21 protein-coding genes and 1 riboswitch are annotated in these 17010 nt (G+C 71.5%); of the genes, 14 read left to right on the top strand and 7 right to left on the bottom strand.

Annotation, left to right across the window (positions count from 1 at the left end):
• The first annotated feature begins 32 nt into the window (after window positions 1-32).
• The gene (locus tag CLV67_RS11845; protein ID WP_146169061.1) at window positions 33-428 is read left to right on the top strand and encodes a hypothetical protein; all 396 of its coding nucleotides are present in this window, start codon (window positions 33-35) and stop codon (window positions 426-428) included.
• Here the strand turns inward: CLV67_RS11845 and CLV67_RS11840 are convergent.
• The 4 genes from CLV67_RS11840 to CLV67_RS11825 all read right to left on the bottom strand — a co-directional run bounded on the left by CLV67_RS11840 (window position 403) and on the right by CLV67_RS11825 (window position 3534).
• Window positions 403-1083: a class I SAM-dependent methyltransferase gene (locus CLV67_RS11840; RefSeq protein WP_106317436.1), complete on the bottom strand. Its 681-nt coding sequence runs from the start codon at window positions 1081-1083 to the stop codon at window positions 403-405. The two genes, CLV67_RS11845 and CLV67_RS11840, sit on opposite strands and share 26 nt — an antisense overlap.
• Entirely contained in the window at window positions 1080-1568 is a 489-nt protein-coding gene (locus CLV67_RS11835) for a peptide deformylase (protein WP_106317434.1), read from the bottom strand. The genes CLV67_RS11840 and CLV67_RS11835 overlap by 4 nt, the downstream gene beginning before the upstream one ends.
• 21 nt (window positions 1569-1589) lie before the next feature.
• Window positions 1590-2138, bottom strand: coding sequence for a sigma-70 family RNA polymerase sigma factor (locus tag CLV67_RS11830; RefSeq protein WP_239166065.1), 549 nt, complete (start codon window positions 2136-2138; stop codon window positions 1590-1592).
• A 181-nt stretch (window positions 2139-2319) separates the two neighbouring features.
• The gene (locus CLV67_RS11825) at window positions 2320-3534 is read right to left on the bottom strand and encodes a chorismate-binding protein (protein WP_106317430.1); all 1215 of its coding nucleotides are present in this window, start codon (window positions 3532-3534) and stop codon (window positions 2320-2322) included.
• Between the two features lie 120 nt (window positions 3535-3654).
• Between CLV67_RS11825 and CLV67_RS11820 the strand changes: the two genes are divergently transcribed.
• The gene (locus tag CLV67_RS11820; RefSeq protein ID WP_106317428.1) at window positions 3655-3855 is read left to right on the top strand and encodes a DUF5999 family protein; all 201 of its coding nucleotides are present in this window, start codon (window positions 3655-3657) and stop codon (window positions 3853-3855) included.
• Between the two features lie 103 nt (window positions 3856-3958).
• Here the strand turns inward: CLV67_RS11820 and gcvP are convergent, their stop codons facing one another.
• Complete coding sequence (gene gcvP, locus CLV67_RS11815; protein WP_373873124.1) at window positions 3959-6751, bottom strand: aminomethyl-transferring glycine dehydrogenase; 2793 nt, start codon at window positions 6749-6751, stop codon at window positions 3959-3961.
• 134 nt (window positions 6752-6885) lie between these two features.
• Window positions 6886-6976, bottom strand: a riboswitch (glycine riboswitch).
• A 60-nt stretch (window positions 6977-7036) separates the two neighbouring features.
• Between gcvP and mgrA the strand changes: the two genes are divergently transcribed.
• The 7 genes from mgrA to CLV67_RS11785 all read left to right on the top strand — a co-directional run bounded on the left by mgrA (window position 7037) and on the right by CLV67_RS11785 (window position 12073).
• Window positions 7037-8032, top strand: coding sequence for an L-glyceraldehyde 3-phosphate reductase (mgrA, locus tag CLV67_RS11810; protein ID WP_106317424.1), 996 nt, complete (start codon window positions 7037-7039; stop codon window positions 8030-8032).
• A gap of 17 nt (window positions 8033-8049) precedes the next feature.
• Window positions 8050-8724, top strand: coding sequence for a nucleotidyltransferase domain-containing protein (locus tag CLV67_RS11805; RefSeq protein WP_106317421.1), 675 nt, complete (start codon window positions 8050-8052; stop codon window positions 8722-8724).
• The gene (locus tag CLV67_RS11800) at window positions 8721-9473 is read left to right on the top strand and encodes a nucleotidyltransferase domain-containing protein (protein ID WP_106317419.1); all 753 of its coding nucleotides are present in this window, start codon (window positions 8721-8723) and stop codon (window positions 9471-9473) included. The genes CLV67_RS11805 and CLV67_RS11800 overlap by 4 nt, the downstream gene beginning before the upstream one ends.
• 57 nt (window positions 9474-9530) lie before the next feature.
• Window positions 9531-10538: an aldo/keto reductase gene (locus CLV67_RS11795; protein WP_106317417.1), complete on the top strand. Its 1008-nt coding sequence runs from the start codon at window positions 9531-9533 to the stop codon at window positions 10536-10538.
• Window positions 10535-11116: a pentapeptide repeat-containing protein gene (locus CLV67_RS11790; protein WP_170153812.1), complete on the top strand. Its 582-nt coding sequence runs from the start codon at window positions 10535-10537 to the stop codon at window positions 11114-11116. The genes CLV67_RS11795 and CLV67_RS11790 overlap by 4 nt, the downstream gene beginning before the upstream one ends.
• Complete coding sequence (locus CLV67_RS52635) at window positions 11113-11346, top strand: hypothetical protein (protein ID WP_203736889.1); 234 nt, start codon at window positions 11113-11115, stop codon at window positions 11344-11346. Before CLV67_RS11790 ends, CLV67_RS52635 begins: the two co-directional genes overlap by 4 nt.
• A gap of 91 nt (window positions 11347-11437) precedes the next feature.
• Window positions 11438-12073 (top strand): hypothetical protein, encoded by a 636-nt coding sequence (locus CLV67_RS11785; RefSeq protein WP_203736888.1) that lies wholly within the window; start codon window positions 11438-11440, stop codon window positions 12071-12073.
• On the opposite strand, the gene CLV67_RS11780 is transcribed toward CLV67_RS11785, so the two are convergent.
• Entirely contained in the window at window positions 12074-12463 is a 390-nt protein-coding gene (locus CLV67_RS11780) for a hypothetical protein (RefSeq protein WP_203736887.1), read from the bottom strand.
• A gap of 124 nt (window positions 12464-12587) precedes the next feature.
• Here CLV67_RS11780 and CLV67_RS11775 point away from each other — a divergent pair, with 124 nt between their 5' ends.
• Window positions 12588-12932, top strand: coding sequence for a hypothetical protein (locus CLV67_RS11775; RefSeq protein ID WP_106317413.1), 345 nt, complete (start codon window positions 12588-12590; stop codon window positions 12930-12932).
• On the opposite strand, the gene CLV67_RS11770 is transcribed toward CLV67_RS11775, so the two are convergent.
• Window positions 12856-13497 carry a VanZ family protein gene (locus CLV67_RS11770; protein WP_106317411.1) on the bottom strand — a complete coding sequence of 214 codons (642 nt, stop codon included), beginning with the start codon at window positions 13495-13497 and terminating at the stop codon, window positions 12856-12858. The two genes, CLV67_RS11775 and CLV67_RS11770, sit on opposite strands and share 77 nt — an antisense overlap.
• Window positions 13498-13578: 81 nt before the next feature.
• On the opposite strand from CLV67_RS11770, the gene CLV67_RS11765 reads away from it, so the two are divergent.
• The 4 genes from CLV67_RS11765 (at window position 13579) to CLV67_RS11750 (ending at window position 17010) form a co-directional block, all read left to right on the top strand.
• Entirely contained in the window at window positions 13579-14220 is a 642-nt protein-coding gene (locus CLV67_RS11765) for a nucleotidyl transferase AbiEii/AbiGii toxin family protein (protein ID WP_106317409.1), read from the top strand.
• A 101-nt stretch (window positions 14221-14321) separates the two neighbouring features.
• Window positions 14322-15212: an NAD(P)/FAD-dependent oxidoreductase gene (locus tag CLV67_RS11760; protein ID WP_106317407.1), complete on the top strand. Its 891-nt coding sequence runs from the start codon at window positions 14322-14324 to the stop codon at window positions 15210-15212.
• Window positions 15213-15251: 39 nt separating this feature from the next.
• Window positions 15252-15734, top strand: a complete 483-nt coding sequence (locus tag CLV67_RS11755) for an NUDIX hydrolase (RefSeq protein WP_106317405.1) — start codon at window positions 15252-15254, stop codon at window positions 15732-15734.
• A gap of 271 nt (window positions 15735-16005) precedes the next feature.
• Window positions 16006-17010: a hypothetical protein gene (locus CLV67_RS11750; RefSeq protein WP_106317403.1), complete on the top strand. Its 1005-nt coding sequence runs from the start codon at window positions 16006-16008 to the stop codon at window positions 17008-17010.

Raw genomic sequence — 17010 nt, 5'->3', positions numbered from 1 at the left:
TCTCCCCCAGGGGCAGAGTCAAGATGACCATCGTGGCCACGCACGAAATCACGGTGATCGCAGCGTTCGACGAGGCGCTCCGGGCCGGCGACGCCGGCGACGAGGACCGTTGCTGGACGCTGATCACCCACCTTCACCTTCACGGCGGGCGGCCGGCCCTCGAAGTGGCCGCCCGGTGGGCCACGTTCGGGCTCGCCCGCCAGAGCTCCGCGGACTCGCGCCGGCTCCGGGACGCCCTCGCGGATCCCCGCCTGCTCCCCCAGTTGGTGGCCGAGCGGGACGATTTCCTGGACGACCCGGTCGACGAGTGGCCGGGCGACCTGCGGGCCGCGCTGGCGAGGCACGGCGAGCGCGGTGCGATTCGCGGCCCGCGGACGCGTGAAGACGGCGGGCGCGGTGCGATCAGCGGCCCGCGGACGGACGCGTGAAGACGGCCCGCCACCGGGTGGGCAGCGTCGTGCCCGGGGCGGGCGTCCGGGTGACCGAGACCGGGCTCAGGTCGCCGGTGGCGAAGGCGTCGATCTCGGCGCGGGTCAGCGGCCACGGCGGGCCGGAGCCGTCGCTGTCCAGGCGGGTGGTCGCGGCGGCCAGCACGATCAGGGTGCCGCCGGGCGCCACGAAGGTGCCGACCGTCGCGATCGCGGCCGCCCGGATCCCGGGCGGCAGGGCCTGCACGTTGTTGCTCTCCACGACCAGGTCGTACGCCGCCCGCCAGGCCGCCGGCGGGTCGAGCAGGTCGGCGACGACGTAGTCGACGGTGCTGCCGGGGTGCCGTTCGCGGGCCAGGTCGATGGCGGTGGCGGAGATGTCGAAGGCGGTGACCCGGTATCCGAGGGCGGCCACGTGCTCGGCGTCGCGGCCGGGCCCGCAGCCGACGATCAGGGCGCTGCGTCCGCCACCGGGCGGCAGGCCGAGGGCGCGCAGGTGGGCGCTCGGTTCCGGCACGTCCCAGGGCACCTCGGCGGTTCCGGCGCGCGATTCGGCGTACAGCCTCTCGAACCAGCCGGTGGAATCGCCCGCCGCGAGGGATTCCGCGGCGAGGCGCCGGGCGTCGCCGGCCGGGACGGGCGGCGGTGAGGTCATCGGGTCATGACGCGGCGCATCTCGCGCAGCGCCTGGCGGCGCACGTCACCGGTCAGGGTATCGACGTAGAGGCGTCCGTCGAGGTGGTCGGTCTCGTGCTGCAGCGCGCGGGCCAGGAAGCCGGTGCCCTCGATGACCAGCGGCTCACCGTGCTGGTCGAAACCACGGGCCACCACCACGTCGTAACGGGTGGTCGCATAGCCGAGGCCGGGCAGCGACAGGCAGCCCTCCTCGTCGGTCTGCTCGCCCGCGAAGCCGCTGAGAACCGGGTTCACGAGATGACCGACGACACCGGCGACGTTGTACGAGAACACGCGCAGACTGACACCGATCTGCGGTCCGGCGACCCCGGCACGGCCGGGCTCCCGGACGGTGTCCTCCAGGTCGCGAACCACTTCGCGCAGCTGCGCGTCGAAGTCGGTGACCTCGTCGGCGGGCGTGCGCAGAACCGGGTCACCGTAGAGCCGAATGGGCCGAACTGTCATGCCCGAGAGCCTATCCGGTCGTTACGCCGCGAACAGGGCCGGGCGCTCGGCGCAGAGCATCTGACGCAGTTTGACCAGCGAACGGCGGGTCTGGCTCTTCACCACGGTGATCGGCACGTCCAGTTCCTGGGCGACCTGCTCCACGCTGTGGTCGGCGAAGTAGCGCAGCATCACGATGGCACGGTCGCGCACGGGCAGGCGGGCCAGAGCGTCGAGCAGGGTGACGCGCAGCTCCGGGCTCACCGAGTAGGCGGCTTCGCGCAGCTCACCGGGGACGCTCTCGGTGGAGCTGCGCCGCCGCCGGTGGTCCAGATAGACCCGGAGAAGGACCTTCTGGGCGTACGCGACGAGGTTGTCGCTGTCGACGGCACGCTCCCAGCTGAGGAACAGTTTGGCCAGCGTGGTCTGGGTGAGGTCCTGAGCCAGGTGCCAGTCACGGCAGAGCTGGAAGGCGCTGCTGTGCAGCCGGGCGGTGGCCGCCAGGGCGAACCCGTCGAAGTCCACCCACATCGTGGTGGCGGGTCGACGTGTCCGGACCGTCGTGACCGTTTGGTCGAGGAGTTCAAGCATGGCCGCTTTTGTCGCCTTTCGTGCGTCCCCCCGGGCACGCGGGTTGCCACTGTAGAGCGTCCCCGTGCCGCGCGTGCGTCAAAGTACGCGCTCGGCCCCCTTTCGTGGGGGCGGTTGCCGACAGTGGCACGCAATCGGTAGAGACAGCTCGGAGATCACTGTGGCGGGGCTGTGCAACCCCTCATCGGCCGCGCAGTGCGGCACGCAGGGGACCGGCCTTGGCGGCCGCCTCGTCGACCTCGGCGGCCGGGTCGCTGTCGGCGGTGATGCCGCCACCGGCCCACGCGTGCACGCGGTGACCGTCGGCCGCGACTGTCCGGATGGTGAGACCGAGGTCGAGGTGGCCGGGTCCGATCCAGCCGAGTCCGCCCATGCTGACGCCGCGGCCGACCGGTTCGAGGGCGGCGATCCGGGCGAGGGCGGCCAGTTTCGGCGCGCCGGTGACGCTGCCGCCGGGGCAGACGGCCCGCAGCAGGTCGGCGAGGCCGACGTCGCCGTCGAGGTCGGCGGAGACCACCGACTCGGCCTGCCACAGGCCGGACCATTCGCGTACGGCGAAGAGCTCGTCCACCCGCACCGGCCCGGTTCCGGGGAGCCGGGCCAGGTCGTTGCGCTCCAGGTCGACGATCATGACGTGTTCGGCGCGTTCCTTGGCAGAGGCGAGCAGTTCGCGCCGGCCCTCGGCGGTGGCCGGCCGGGTGCCCTTGATCGGCCGGGTGACGACGCGCCCGTCGCGGACCTCGACGAGGGTCTCGGGTGAGGCGGTGGCGATGGCCCAGCCGTCGCCGGTGAGGATGCCGCCGTAACGGGCGCCGGACAGCCCGGCGAGGCGCCGCAGTGCCGGGGCGGGGTCACCGGTGTAGGCGGCCGAGGCGTGGCCGACCATGTTGACCTGGTACACGTCGCCGCGGCCGATGGCGGCGCGGACCTGTTCGACGGCGTGGGCGTGCTCGGCGCGGGTCCAGCTGTCGTGCCACGGGCCGAGACTCCACGACCCGCCGCCGCGGCCGGGAATGTCACCTGTGAGCATGACATCGGAGGCATGTCCGTAAACGACGGCGTATACATCGGGAATGCCGGGCACCGGAGAGCGCGCTCCGATGACACCGCCTGCCATCACGCAACCGGCATCGGCGGATACGTACAGTGCTGCTCCGCAAATGGCGCTATCGCCGATCGTCTGCTTTTTGTCACCCGTTCGGCCAAGGTTGCGCACCGCTAGTCCGTTGCCGTCCAGGAACTCGGACAGAAGCTCGGCAGGGTCACCGGGATCACCCCGATGCCATCGAAAGACGCTCAACACGAGGTGGCGGGCTTGGCAGTCGCCCGGCGCGCCCGGCGGACGACCGATCGGAGGTAGCGGAGAGTGGTCGACGACCGGTCCGGCGTGGACCATGGGAGCCGAGGAACCGCGAGCCGACGCCGTCACCGGGTTGAACCAGTGTCGTTCGATGTGAGGTAACGTTCGTCACCGCGTTTGTGAACCTTCACACAGCCCCCAACCGGAGTAAACCTGATGTGCCAGCACCAGATCGTCTGCCCACCAGCCGATGCGACCGACCGTGAGGCCGCCCGCATCATCGCCACGTTCCAGGAGCAGGGCTGGAGCCTGCTCTGCAACGGCGTCATCGTCTTCGAGGACACCGGTGAGCTGCTGCCGGACGGCACGACCATCGAGCCGCACCGTGGCCCGGCCGTGCACGCCCTCGCAGCCTGAGCAACTCCTGACACGCGACGCAGCGTAGTCAATCGAGGACCGAGGAAGCGGCGCAGGCCGCGATCAGAGACGACCGCGACCTGCGCGACGAGCCGGCGACGGCTCAGTCCTCGAACGCCTCCGGCGACGGACAGGAACACACCAGGTTCCGGTCCCCGAAAGCCCCGTCGATGCGGCGCACCGGCGGCCAGTATTTCGCCGTCCGGTCCACGCCCTCCGGGAATCCGGCCACAGAGCGTGAGTACGGATGCGTCCACTCGTCCGCCGTCACCGCCGACGCCGTGTGCGGCGCGTTCGCGAGCGGGTTGTCACCGGCCGGCCACTCGCCCGCCGCGACCTTGTCGATCTCGCCCTTGATGGCGATCATCGCGGCGATGAAGCGGTCCAGCTCGGCCAGGTCCTCGCTCTCGGTCGGCTCCACCATGAGGGTGCCGGCGACCGGGAACGACATGGTCGGCGCGTGGAAGCCGTAGTCGATCAGCCGCTTCGCGACGTCGTCGACGCTCACTCCCGTGGCCTTGGTGATCGGCCGCAGGTCGAGGATGCACTCGTGAGCCACCAGGCCGTGCTCTCCCGCGTACAGCACCGGGTAGTGCTCGCGCAGCCGCGCGGCCACGTAGTTGGCCGCCAGCACCGCCGACGCGGTCGCCGCCGTGAGACCGTCCGGGCCCATCATCCGGATGTACGCCCACGAGATCGGCAGGATGCCGGCCGAGCCGTGCGCCGCCGCCGACACCGCGTGGTGCTCACCCGGCTCCAAGGGGTTGCCGGGCAGGAACTCGGCCAGATGCGCGCCGACCGCGACCGGGCCCACACCGGGACCGCCACCGCCGTGCGGGATGCAGAACGTCTTGTGCAGGTTCAGATGCGACACGTCGGCGCCGAACTTCCCGGGCCGCGCGAAACCGACCAGCGCGTTCAGGTTCGCGCCGTCGACGTACACCTGGCCGCCGGCTTCGTGCACCTTGGCACACAGGTCGGCGATCAAGGTCTCGTAGACGCCGTGGGTCGACGGGTAGGTCACCATGATCGCCGCGAGCTGGTCCCGATGCTTCTCGATCTTGGCGTCCAGGTCGGCCATGTCGACGTTGCCGTCGGCGTCGCACGCCACCACGACGACCCGCATGCCGGCCATCACGGCGCTGGCGGCGTTGGTGCCGTGCGCGCTGGACGGGATGAGGCAGACGTCGCGGTGCGCCTCACCGCGCGAGCGGTGGTAGCCGCGGATCGCCAGCAGACCGGCCAGCTCGCCCTGGGAGCCGGCGTTCGGCTGGACACTGACGGCGTCGTAGCCGGTGATCTCGGCGAGCCACGCCTCCAGCTGCGCGACCAGGTCTTCATACCCCCGGGTCTGCGAGGCCGGGGCGAACGGGTGGATGTTCGCGAACTCGGGCCAGGTGACCGCCTCCATCTCGGTGGTGGCGTTCAGCTTCATCGTGCACGAACCCAGCGGGATCATGCCGCGGTCCAGCGCGTAGTCGCGGTCGGAGAGCTTGCGCAGGTAGCGCAGCATGCTCGTCTCGGAGTGGTGGGTGTTGAACACCGGGTGCGTCAGGTAGTCGCTCGATCGCTCGAGGTCCGCGGGGATCGGCCGGCCGGCGACCTCGTCGAGCTGGTCGCCGCTGACCATGCACACGGTGTGCCCGGCGACCCGGCCGAACGCCGACCAGACCGCGTTGACGTGCGCGGTCGTGGTGGTCTCGTCGCACGAGACGGACACGTGGTCGGCGTCGACCAGGCGCAGGTCGATGCCGTCGGCAGCGGCCTCGTCGACGACCTGGGCGGCCTTGCCGGGGAACCGCACGAGCACGGTGTCGAAGAAGGCATCGTGCACCACGGTCGCGCCCTGGACCGCGCGCAGGCCCGCGGCGAGGCGGGCGGCGTTGCGGTGGGTGCGCTCGCCGATGGCGCGCAGACCGGCCGGGCCGTGGTAGACGGCGTACATACTGGCCATCACGGCGAGCAGCACCTGCGCGGTGCAGATGTTGCTGGTCGCCTTCTCGCGGCGGATGTGCTGCTCACGGGTCTGCAGGGCGAGCCGGTACGCCTGGTCGCCGTCGGCGTCCTTGGACACGCCCACGAGACGGCCGGGCAGCGACCGCTCCAGACCGGCGCGGACGGCGAGGTAGCCGGCGTGCGGGCCGCCGAAGCCGAGCGGGACGCCGAAGCGCTGGGTGGTGCCGGCCGCGATGTCGGCGCCGATCTCGCCGGGCGCGCGCAGCAGGGTCAGCGCGAGCAGGTCGGCGGCGACGGTGACCAGGGCGCCCTTGGCGTGGGCGGCCTCGGCCAGGGCGGCGTGGTCACGGACCGCGCCGGACGCTCCGGGGTACTGCAGGTGAAGGCCGAAGTACTCCTCGGGCAGGTCCCCGCTCTCGAGGTCGACGACCCGCACGTCGATGCCGAGCGGCTCGGCGCGGGTGCGCAGCACGGCGAGGGTCTGCGGGAACGTGTCGGCGTCGACCGCGTACACGTTCGTCCTGACCTTGGACGAGCGGCGGGCCAGCGTCATGGCCTCGGCGACCGCGGTGGCCTCGTCCAGCATCGACGCGTTCGCCGTGGTGAGGCCGGTCAGGTCGGTGACCATGGTCTGGAAGTTGAGCAGCGCCTCGAGGCGGCCCTGGCTGATCTCCGGCTGGTACGGGGTGTACGCCGTGTACCACGCGGGGTTCTCCAGCACGTTCCGCTTGATCACCGCGGGCGTGTGGGTGCCGTAGTAGCCGAGCCCGATCATCGGGGTCGCCACCACGTTGCGGCCGGCGATCGCGCGCAGCTCGGCGATCGTCTCCTCCTCGGAGATCCCGGCCGGCAGGTCGAGGGTGCCGTGGAAGCGGATCGACTCGGGGATGGCCGCGTCCATCAGCTGCTCGACGGAGCCGTACCCGATCGCCTTCAGCATCTGGGTCTGCTCGTCGGCGTCCGGACCGATGTGCCGGGAAACGAACGGGGACGTCATGGGCGACTCCAAGCGTGAGAAGGTCGAGGAACAGACCTCCCCCTCTGTCATACCCAGAGACGGGCACTTCAGAGCGCCTAGCCAATACGGTTCGGGTGCCTGAGAGGTTCCGGGGAGGAATTGCCCCTTCGGCGCCTTTTCGAAAAAGGTCTCTCCCGCATCGGTGTTGCCGGCACCGCTAACCTACCAGCGCACACCCATGATCCAGCGAGCCCTAGGGTGTGCGATGTGACGTACTTCCCTGCCGCCGACCGCTACGCCTCGATGATCTACCGGCGTGCGGGCCGCAGCGGCCTCAAGCTTCCCGCCATCAGCCTGGGTCTCTGGCACAACTTCGGTGACGCCCGCCCCGCCGACCGTCAGCGCGCCATCGTCCGCCGCGCCTTCGACCTCGGGGTGACCCACTTCGACCTGGCGAACAACTACGGCCCGCCGCCCGGCAGCGCCGAGACCAACTTCGGCACCATCCTCGACGCCGACTTCCGCGGCCACCGCGACGAGATGATCATCTCGACGAAGGCCGGCTACACCATGTGGGACGGCCCGTACGGCGACTGGGGCTCCCGCAAGTACCTGGTGTCGTCGCTGGACCAGTCGCTGAAGCGGATGGGCCTGGACTACGTCGACGTGTTCTACCACCACCGGCCCGACCCCGAGACCCCGCTCGAGGAGACGATGACGGCGCTCGACGCGATCGTGCGCTCGGGCAAGGCGCTGTACGTCGGCATCAGCAACTACAAGAGCGCCGACGCCGCCCGCGCCGCCGACATCCTGCGCGAGCTGGGCACCCCGCTGCTGATCCACCAGCCGTCCTACTCGATCCTGAACCGGTGGATCGAGCACGACCGGCTGCTGGACACCCTCGAGGCGGCCGGGGCCGGCTGCATCGCGTTCAGCCCGCTGCAGCAGGGCCTGCTCACCGACCGTTACCTCGGCGGCATCCCGGAGGACTCGCGGATCCGCACCAGCGTGTTCCTCAACGAGAGCGCCCTGGACAACAAGACCCTCGCCCGGCTGCACTCGCTCGACGACATCGCCAAGCGGCGCGGGCAGTCCCTGGCCCAGCTGGCGCTGGCGTGGGCGCTGCGCGACGAGCGGATGACCAGCCTGATCATCGGCGCGTCCAGCGTCGGGCAGCTGGAGAACAACGTCGCGGCGCTCGGCAACCTGACGCTGGACCAGGGCGAGCTCGACGAAATCGACGCGACGGTGCTGGACCTGTAGCCGTACGCTCCGGCGTCATGATCGAGTACGCCGAACGGCACACGGCCCTGGCGGTCGTGGTCGGGTCGCAGGCCTACGGTTTGTCCGGGCCGGTGTCCGACCACGACCGGCGGGGTGTCTTCGTGGCCGCGACCCGCGACTTCTGGACTCTCGACAAGCCGCCCACCCACGTGGACGACCCGGGCCGGGAGCGGTTCTTCTGGGAGTTCGAACGGTTCTGCACGCTCGCGCTGCAGTCGAACCCGACGGTCCTCGAGGTGCTGTGGTCGCCGATCGTCGAGTCGATCGACGAGGACGGCTCGGCGCTCGTCGCGGTCCGGCAGGCGTTCCTGTCGCGGCGGGTCGCGGCGACCTACGGCAACTACGCCCGCGACCAGCTCACCAAGGTCGACCACCGGCGGATCCGTACCGGTCAGGTCAACTTCAAGCAGGCCATGCACATGATCCGGCTGCTGATGGCCGGGGCGCACGTGCTGCGTACCGGCGAGGTCCTCGTCGACGTCTCGCACCTGCGCGAGGAACTGCTGGCCGTCAAGCGCGGCGACATGCCGTGGGAGCGGGTGTCCGAATGGGCCGGGCGCCTGCAGGACGAGCTCGCTGCCGCGGCGGCCTCCACGCCCCTCCCGGAGCACCCGGACCGGGCCGCTGTGGACCGGGTGCTCGTAGCCGTACGAGAAAGGAATCTGAAGTGACCCTCGACGTGCCGGAGTGGGCCGCGGACGCCGCCACCGCAGTGCCGTATCCGTTGATCTTCGCGACCGTGAGTGGCGCGCACCTGTACGGCTTCGCCTCCGTCGACTCGGATCTGGATCTGCGCGCCTCGCACATCCTGCCGGCGCACGAGGTCGTCGGCCTGCGCACCGGCCCGGAGACGATCCAGGACACCGGTGTCCGCGACGGCGTCGAGCTCGACGTCGTGAGCCACGACCTGCGCAAGTTCGCGAAGCTGTTCAACAGCCGTAACGGCTACGTCCTCGAACAGCTGATGTCGCCGCTCGTGGTGGTGACCTCACCGCTGCACGAGCAGCTCAAGGCCCTCGCGCCGCGCATGATCACCAGCGGGCACGCGCACCACTACCTGGGGTTCTCGCACAGCCAGCAGAAGCTGTACCACAACACCGGCCGCATCAAGCCCGCCCTGTACACGCTGCGGGTCCTGCTCACCGGCATCCACCTGATGCGCACCGGCACCCTGGAGTGCGACCTGGGCGTTCTCGGTCAGCACATCCCCTACGTGCCGGAGCTGATCGCCACCAAGCGCGAGGCCGAGCACGGCCCCATGCCGGCAACGGCGGCCGCACACCTGGCCGCCGACATCCCGGCGCTGCGCGCCGAACTGGAAGAGGCAAGGGACAAGAGCCACCTTCCCGGGTACGCGGACCCGGGTGCCGTGGACGAGCTGCACGATCTCATCGTGCGCACCCGCCTCGGTCAGAGCTGAGCCCGGAGCACCCCGGGTCACGGTGGCCGATCCACGGGTGCGCATTAGGATCAAACGATGGAGTACCGGTACGTCGGGGGCAGCGGACTTCGGGTCAGTGAGCTGTGCCTCGGGACGATGACATTCGGCAAAGAAGCGGACGAGACGGCGTCGCACGCCATCCTCGACCATTACGTGTCGGTCGGCGGTGACTTCATCGACACCGCCGACGTGTACGCGGGCGGCGCCTCCGAGGAGATCATCGGCCGCTGGCTCGCCAGACAGCAGCGCGACTCGCTGGTGATCGCGACCAAGGGGTTCTGGGCCACCGGCGACGCCGGCAACGACCACGGCGCGGGCCGCAAGCACCTGATCTCGGCGGTGCACGCCAGCCTGCGCCGCCTCGGCACCGACTACATCGACCTGTATCAGCTGCACTGCTTCGACGAGACCACCCCGATCGAGGAGACCCTGTCGACGCTGGACAACCTGGTGCGCGCCGGGCTGATCCGGCACCTGGGCGTCAGCAACTACGCGGCCTGGCAGCTGCAGAAGTCCGTGGACATCGCGAAGTTCCGCGGCTGGGAGCCGTTCGTGGCCGCGCAGCCGCTGTACAACCTCATCGACCGGGAGATCGAGACCGACCTGGTGCCGGTCTGCCGCAACGAGAACGTCGGCATCATCCCCTGGTCGCCGATGCGCGGCGGCTGGCTCACCGGCAAGTACCGGCGCGGCATGACCTCGGCACCGCCCGGCAGCCGCTGGGACGGCGACAAGCAGCCGTGGCTCGGCAACTGGGAGGACAGCGTTGACGAGCGGGTCTGGAACGTCACCGACGCGCTGATCGACGTCGCCTCGTCCGTCGGGCGCAGTCCCGCCCAGGTGGCGCTGCGCTGGCTGCTGCAGCGGCCCGGCGTGACCGCCCCGATCGTCGGTGCCCGCACCGTCGAGCAGCTGGCCGACAACCTCGGCGCGACCGGCTGGAGTCTCGACGAGAAGCACCTCGAGCAGCTGACCGCCGCCGGGGAGCAGCCACTGCCGTATCCGTACGCCTACATCGCCCGGTCGCCGCGGCGACGGTCGTGAAGACCGTCACCACCCGGGACTGGGACGCCGGCGCCGGCAAGGAACGCCGGCACGAGGGGGTGCAGTTCTCGGCGCTCGACCTGTGCGAGACCGACCTCGAGGGCGTCGAGTTCGACGGGTGCGTGTTCCGTGACGGCCGGTTCAACTGCTCCCAGCAGATCGACGTGGCCTACCTGAACTGCCGGTTCGTCAACTGCAACTTCTTCGACGCGACGCTGACCAACTGCAAGGCGGTCGGCAGCACGTTCGAGGGCTGCACCTTCGACCTGACCACGGTCGACGGCGGCGACTGGTCGTTCATCGGGTTGCAGCGCGCCGACCTGGGCACGGCCACGTTCACCGGCGTACGCATGCGCGAGGCCGACCTGACCGGAGTCCGGGCCCGCAACGGCACGATGCGCGGGCTCGACCTGTCGGCGGCCCAGCTCACCGGCGCCGACTTCAGCGGCTGCGACCTGCGCGGGACCGACTTGCACGCCTTCGACCCGCGCACCCTCGAACTGCGCGACACCGTCATCACCGCCGACCAGGCGGTGGTGCTGGCGATGTCGCTCGGCCTGCAGATCCGCGACGCATGAGCCGGACCACTCCCCCACGGCCGTACGACGTGGCAGCGATCTTCCCCGAGCTGCGCGAGCACTCGGCGACGGCGACCCGGCTGTCCGCCGCGGCCGGGCTCGCCGACCGCGGCGGACAGCTCGGTCGGCGGGCCGCTGCTGTGGCCTGCCGGCGAACCGTGGCCGGTCTGCTCGGACGGCGACGAGCACGACGTCGACACACTGCTGACCCCGGCGGCGGTCCGGCGTAAACGGGCGATCCTGGCGGCGGCGAAGGGCCGCGATCTCACCGAGGCGGAGCGGGCCGAGATCCCCGGATGGGACTTCTCCGAGCCGACCGGCATGCTGCGCGAACCCGTACCGATGGTCCCGGTTCTGCAGTTGCGCCGTGACGACGTGCCCGACTTCGCCGGACCGGACGACTGCGACCTGCTGCAGCTGCTCTGGTGCCCGCTCGACCATCCCGACGACGACTACAACCCGCGGGTCCGGGTGTACTGGCGGCGCAGCGACGACATCGGCGACCCGCTCGCCGACGCGCCGGAGCCGGCGGTGGTCGCCGACCGCTATCTGCCCCGGCCGTGCGTGCTGCATCCGGAACGGGTCGTCGAATACCGGTACCGGGGGCTCCTGCCGGACGATCTCCAGGCCCGGATCGAGGAGTGGGAGGAGCAGACCGGCGCCGACTACTTCTTCGACCACTCTCTGGCGCCGGGCTGGAAGGTGGGCGGCTTCCCGGACTGGTCGGTGTCCGATCCGCGCGACGTCGACTGTGCCGAGTGCGGCGCGGCGATGGTCCTGCTGCTCACCGTGGCCAGCGGCGAGTGGGCGAACGAGGGCGTGAGCTGGCGGCCGGTCGAGGACCCGGCAGACGCCGCCTTCGACCCGACCGAGGTCGTCATCGGCCGGGCCTGGGACCTGCACGTCTTCCGCTGCCCGGTCTCGTTCGACCACCCGGTCGCCGCCGCGTCGCAGTGACTAGGTGAGCGGGCTGGCCTCACTCGCCGGGGGCGGCCGCAGCATGCCGTCGGTGGCGCACTCGTGCGCGAAGACCGCCGCCGCGACCCGGGCCGGGTCGAGGGTGACCACCACATGCGCTCCGTCGTCGCCGATGGGCTTTCCGGAGTCCCGGATCTCCAGCCCGATGAGGGCGAGCGTGGCCGCGAACGTGCGGACGTACCCCTGCTCGCCCGACTCCGGCGTGGGCGGGTCGGTCTCGTCGCGTTCCCAGGCGCGGACGGCGGCGTCGGCGGTCTCCCGGGGCAGGCGGAGAGTCAGCGGCGGCAGCTGGCCCACCAGGTGCGCGCCGATGACGGCCAGGAGTCGTGCGTCGTCCCGGTAGCGACGCTGTGCGGGGGTCTCGGACATGATCGGCAGAGTAGTCACTTTCCGGCCACCACACCCCATACCGTCACACCCCTAACACCGTCTAGATCATCCTAGGAATCTAGGTGTTTGCCTTCTGTACGGTGTGCCGGTTTACGCTGATGGCATGTCTGTGAGTGCCGCCCCCGTTACACACCTCGCACGGCCCCACCGGCCGGTGGTCGTGGCGGGCACCCTCAGCGAGTTGCGCGGCCCCACGACCGGCTTCGCCGAACTGCCGCTACGCCTGTGGTGGCACCCGCAGCGGGCCTTCGACCTGAGCCAGCACACCATGCTGCTGTGGATGTACGAGAACGTCCTGCGCGAGGCGATCCGCGTCGACGAGCTGCGCGACCACCTCGACGGCGCCACCCTGGTCCGCCTCTGGGCGGAGCTCAACCTGCCGCGCGGCGTCCGCGCTGCCTGGGAGGCCCGTCACCCGCGCCTGCGCCGCCACGCCACCGCGGCCTGACAACCCCTGCCCGCTCCTGCGAGGCCGCCGGGTGCCACCAGCGGCGCGACAGCAGGGCCGCCAGCGCCGCGCCCGCGGCGTTGAGCAGCACGTCGTCCACCGACGACACCCGGTCCAGGCGCAGGACGTACTGCAGAGTCTCGACCAGAATCGACCCGGCCGCCGCAAGCGCCAGGATCCGCGGGACCGACGCCAGCGCCGCGAAGCGCATCGGCCCGAAGAACCCGAAAGACGCGAACACCAGCAGGTTGCCGACGATCTGAACCGTCGCCGTCAGAGGTCCGTCCGCCAAGACCTCGACGAGATCCCTCAGCGGTACGAGGTTCAACCGCGCCCGGGGCTCACCGGCACCACCGTTGGGCAGCAGGATCATCCAGATCCAGGGCACGGTCCCGTAGACGACGCCCACCTCGGCCAGCGACCTCCGCCACGCCGACGGGGCGCCCGCCGCCCGGCGCCGGCGCGCCAGCACCCACACCAGCAGCACCGCCGCCGGCAGTGCGAGCACCGTGATGACGACCACGCCGGTGATCGTCGCGAACCAGCCGTGCCAGCCCTCGAGCATAAAATCCCCCCGTCAGACCCGCGAATGGTAGTCACCCGGGCCGGCGCGGGCCGCACGGCGGGTTTGTGCCAACCTGGGCGTGTGAGTGTCGACGACTTCTACCGGGACGTTGCCCGCATCGCGCTGGCGGTCGCCGACAAGCACGGGTTCGTGCTCGGAGGCGGGGTGGCGTGGCTGGTCAACGGCCTCGTCGCGCGGCCGACCGAGGACATCGACCTGTTCACCGACACCGCGGGCGGGGTCGCGGCGGCCGCCGGTGAGGTGACGTCGGCGCTGACCGCGGCCGGCTACCGGGTGGTGCGCGAGGACGCCGACGAACTGTTCGCCGGCATGGACGCCGACATCCAGGAGTTCCTCGTCGCGGGTGAGCACCGGGCGCTGCGCCTGACGCTGTGCCGCCTGGACCGGCACCGCGCGCCGGTCGTGATGGACGTCGGCCCGGTCATGCATCTCGACGATCTGGTCGCCACGAAGGTCGCGGCCCTGGTCAACCGGCGTGAGGTCCGTGACTACATCGACGTCGCCGCCGCGCTGGAGCGCTACCCGCTGGACCGGGTCCTGGCCCTGGCGCACGCCGCCGACCCGGCGCTCGACCCGGAGGACATCGCCGACGCGGGCCGCTACCTGGATCGGCTCGACGACGCCCGGTTCGCGCTCTACGGCCTGGACCGCGAGGCGATCGCCACCCTCCGCGCGAGGCTGCGGGACTGGCCGCGATCATGATGCCGTGTGCCGGTCGATCCAGGCGGTGACTGGACCGTCGCCTGCGATCGGCACGGCCAGTGGGACATGGCACTGGTCCGGCATTGACGTAGGGTCCGATCATGAACGTGGTCGTGGTAGGCGCCGGGATCGCCGGTCTGTCGTGCGCGCGGGCCCTGGCCGACGGCGGCGCCCGGGTCCGGGTCTTCGAGCGGGGCCGGGTGGTCGGGGGCAGGCTGGCCAGCAAACGTTTCGACGGACGGTACGCCGACATCGGCGCCGCCTATCTCGTCGCCGACGATCCGGCCTTCACCGCGCAGGTCGCGTCGTGGCGGCAACGGGGGCTCGCCCGGCCGTGGACCGACACGTTCCGGGTCCATCCGGGAGGGGACACGACCACCGGGCCGGTACGGTGGGCGGCTCCCGGCGGACTGCGGTCACTGGCGGCCGACCTCGCCGAGGGACTGGATGTACGCCTGTCGTCCCCGGTGGACTCGCTGCCCACCGACGCGGACGCGGTCGTGCTCGCCATGCCCGGGCCGCAGGCGCTGCGCCTCGGCCCGCCGCCGGGGATCGCCGCGGCGGCGTCCGCGCAGACCTGGCGGCCGGTGATCGCCACGGTCCTCACCTACCCGGAACGCGAGTGGGAGCCGTTCGCCGGCGCCTTCGTCAACGACCACCCCGTCCTGGCCACGGTCTGCGACGACGGCGACCGCCGCGGTGACGGCGGTCCGGTGCTGGTCGCCCACTCGACCGCCGCACTGGCCGCGAAGCACCTGGACGACCCCGTGGCCGTCGGGCCGGTCCTGGCCGCGGCGGTCGGCGAGTTGCTCGGCATCGCCGGGGCGCCGCGCGTGGACGTACATCGGTGGAGTTTCGCCCAACCGGAACCGACGGACGAGACCTTCGCCGTGGACGGCCGGGTGTGGCTCTGCGGTGACGCTTTCGGGCGCCCGCGCGTGCAGACGGCGTGGCTGTCGGGCCGTGCCGTGGCCGAGGCCCTCCTCGCTTGACCGAGTCCGAAGCTTGATCAAGTCCGGTACGGTGCCCGGATGCCCATCCCGGAGTTCGTCCTGGCCCTGCGCGCCAAGGTCGGAAGCGACCCGCTGCCACTGCCCGGCGTGATCGCGGTAGTTCTCGACGAGCACGGCCGGGTTCTGCTGGTCCGGCGCTCGGACACCCACGACTGGGCCCTGACGACCGGCTGTCTGGAGCCGGGCGAGCAGCCGGTCGCGGGCGCGGTGCGCGAGGTGCACGAGGAGACCGGTCTCGACGTGGTGGCCGACCGGCTGCTGTCGGTGGAGGCGCTCGACCTGTCGGTGGCGCCGAACGGTGACCAGGTGCACTGGCTGGCCGTCGGCGTACGATGCCGGGTCACCGACGGCACGGCACGGGTCAACGACGACGAGTCGATCCAGGTCGGCTGGTTCGACCCGGCGGAGATGCCACCCCTGCCGCCGCATCAGCGGCGTTGTCTGGACCTGGCGCTGTCGGAGGATCCGCACGCCTGGGCCGCGGGTCTGACGGCCGTCTGAGCAGGCGGTCAGGTGATCGGGCGGGCGCTGCGCCGCCGGGACCGCAGCAGCCTCTCGACCGGACCGGTCAGGAACAGCAGGGAACAACGCCCACAGGAATGCGCCGAATCCGGGTAGGCGCCCACGGATCAGGCCGCCCAGATCCGCACTCCGACGCTTCTGGACACGACGCGCGCTGTCCCCCGATCAGGGCATTGCACGCACCTGCTGTCCGGCGCGCGCCGGATCGACGACCGCAACATCGACGGTCGGCGAACCGGCGAGGAGTGGCATGCTGTTGAGCGCGGTCCTGGGGACGGTCCTGCTGGCGGCGCTGGTGACGCGCGGCCCGGGTGACCGCCGGTTCCGGCGTGCCCGGGGCGGGCGGAGGGCGTACCCCTGGGCGGGGTTCGGGGCGCCGTTCGCGGTGGTGGCCGGTTCACCGCTCGTGGCGGCGCCGGTCGTGCCGCTGCTGGCGCAGTCGCCGCCGTGGACGTGGGGCGGGGTCGTCCCGGCTGCGGGGACGGCGTTCCTGCTGGTCCGGCGGATCAGCCCGCCGTGGTGGCGACGGCAGCACGGGTGGATGGCGGGGCGGGCGGTGCTACTGCTGTTCCTCGTGGCCGGGGTGGAGTCGTCGATTCTGGACCGGGATCTGCCGGTACGGCCACAGGCGGGCCGGATCCTGCTGGTGGCGCTGATCGTGACGGCCGGATATCTGGCCTGCTGGCGAATGGTGGACACCGGATACTGGCCGGTGCTGTCGGTCCGGGACGGTTCGGTTCTGCTCCTCGTCGCGGCGGGAGCCGCCGTGCTGCGGCGTGACGAGGAGCCGCTGCTCATCGGCGCGGTCGCGGCGGCCGGGGCGGCGGCGATGCTCAGCGGTCTGTGGCGGCTGCCCCGCTGGCTGCGGCACGGTCCGCCGGCCTGGCCGCGGCCGCCGGGTCTCGCGACGTGGCCGCCCGAGCCGGGTCAGGTGTGGAACGCCACCGTCGATCGGGAGGACCGGGCGGTCGTGGTGTGGGAGCTCAGGACCGATGGCGCGTACGTCCTGCCGGTGACCCCATCGGAGACGGCCACCGACCGGCTGCGGCTGCCACTCGCCGAGTGGCACCGGGTGCTCAGCGACGACGCGTGGCTGTCGCTGCAGCTCACGCCGGTGCCGTACACCGGTTTCCGCAGCGTGCGAGGCCGGTGCCCGCAACGGTTCTGGGAGCGGGTCGGCCGCCGCACGCTCGGCGTGCCCCGGCCGGAGCGGACGGCGCTGGGGCGGCGGCTGCGGGCGGCGGCGAACCGGTGA

It is taken from the genome of Actinoplanes italicus (genome assembly GCF_003001815.1).
Taxonomy (GTDB): domain Bacteria; phylum Actinomycetota; class Actinomycetes; order Mycobacteriales; family Micromonosporaceae; genus Actinoplanes; species Actinoplanes italicus.
This window is presented reverse-complemented; position numbering and strand designations above follow the sequence as displayed.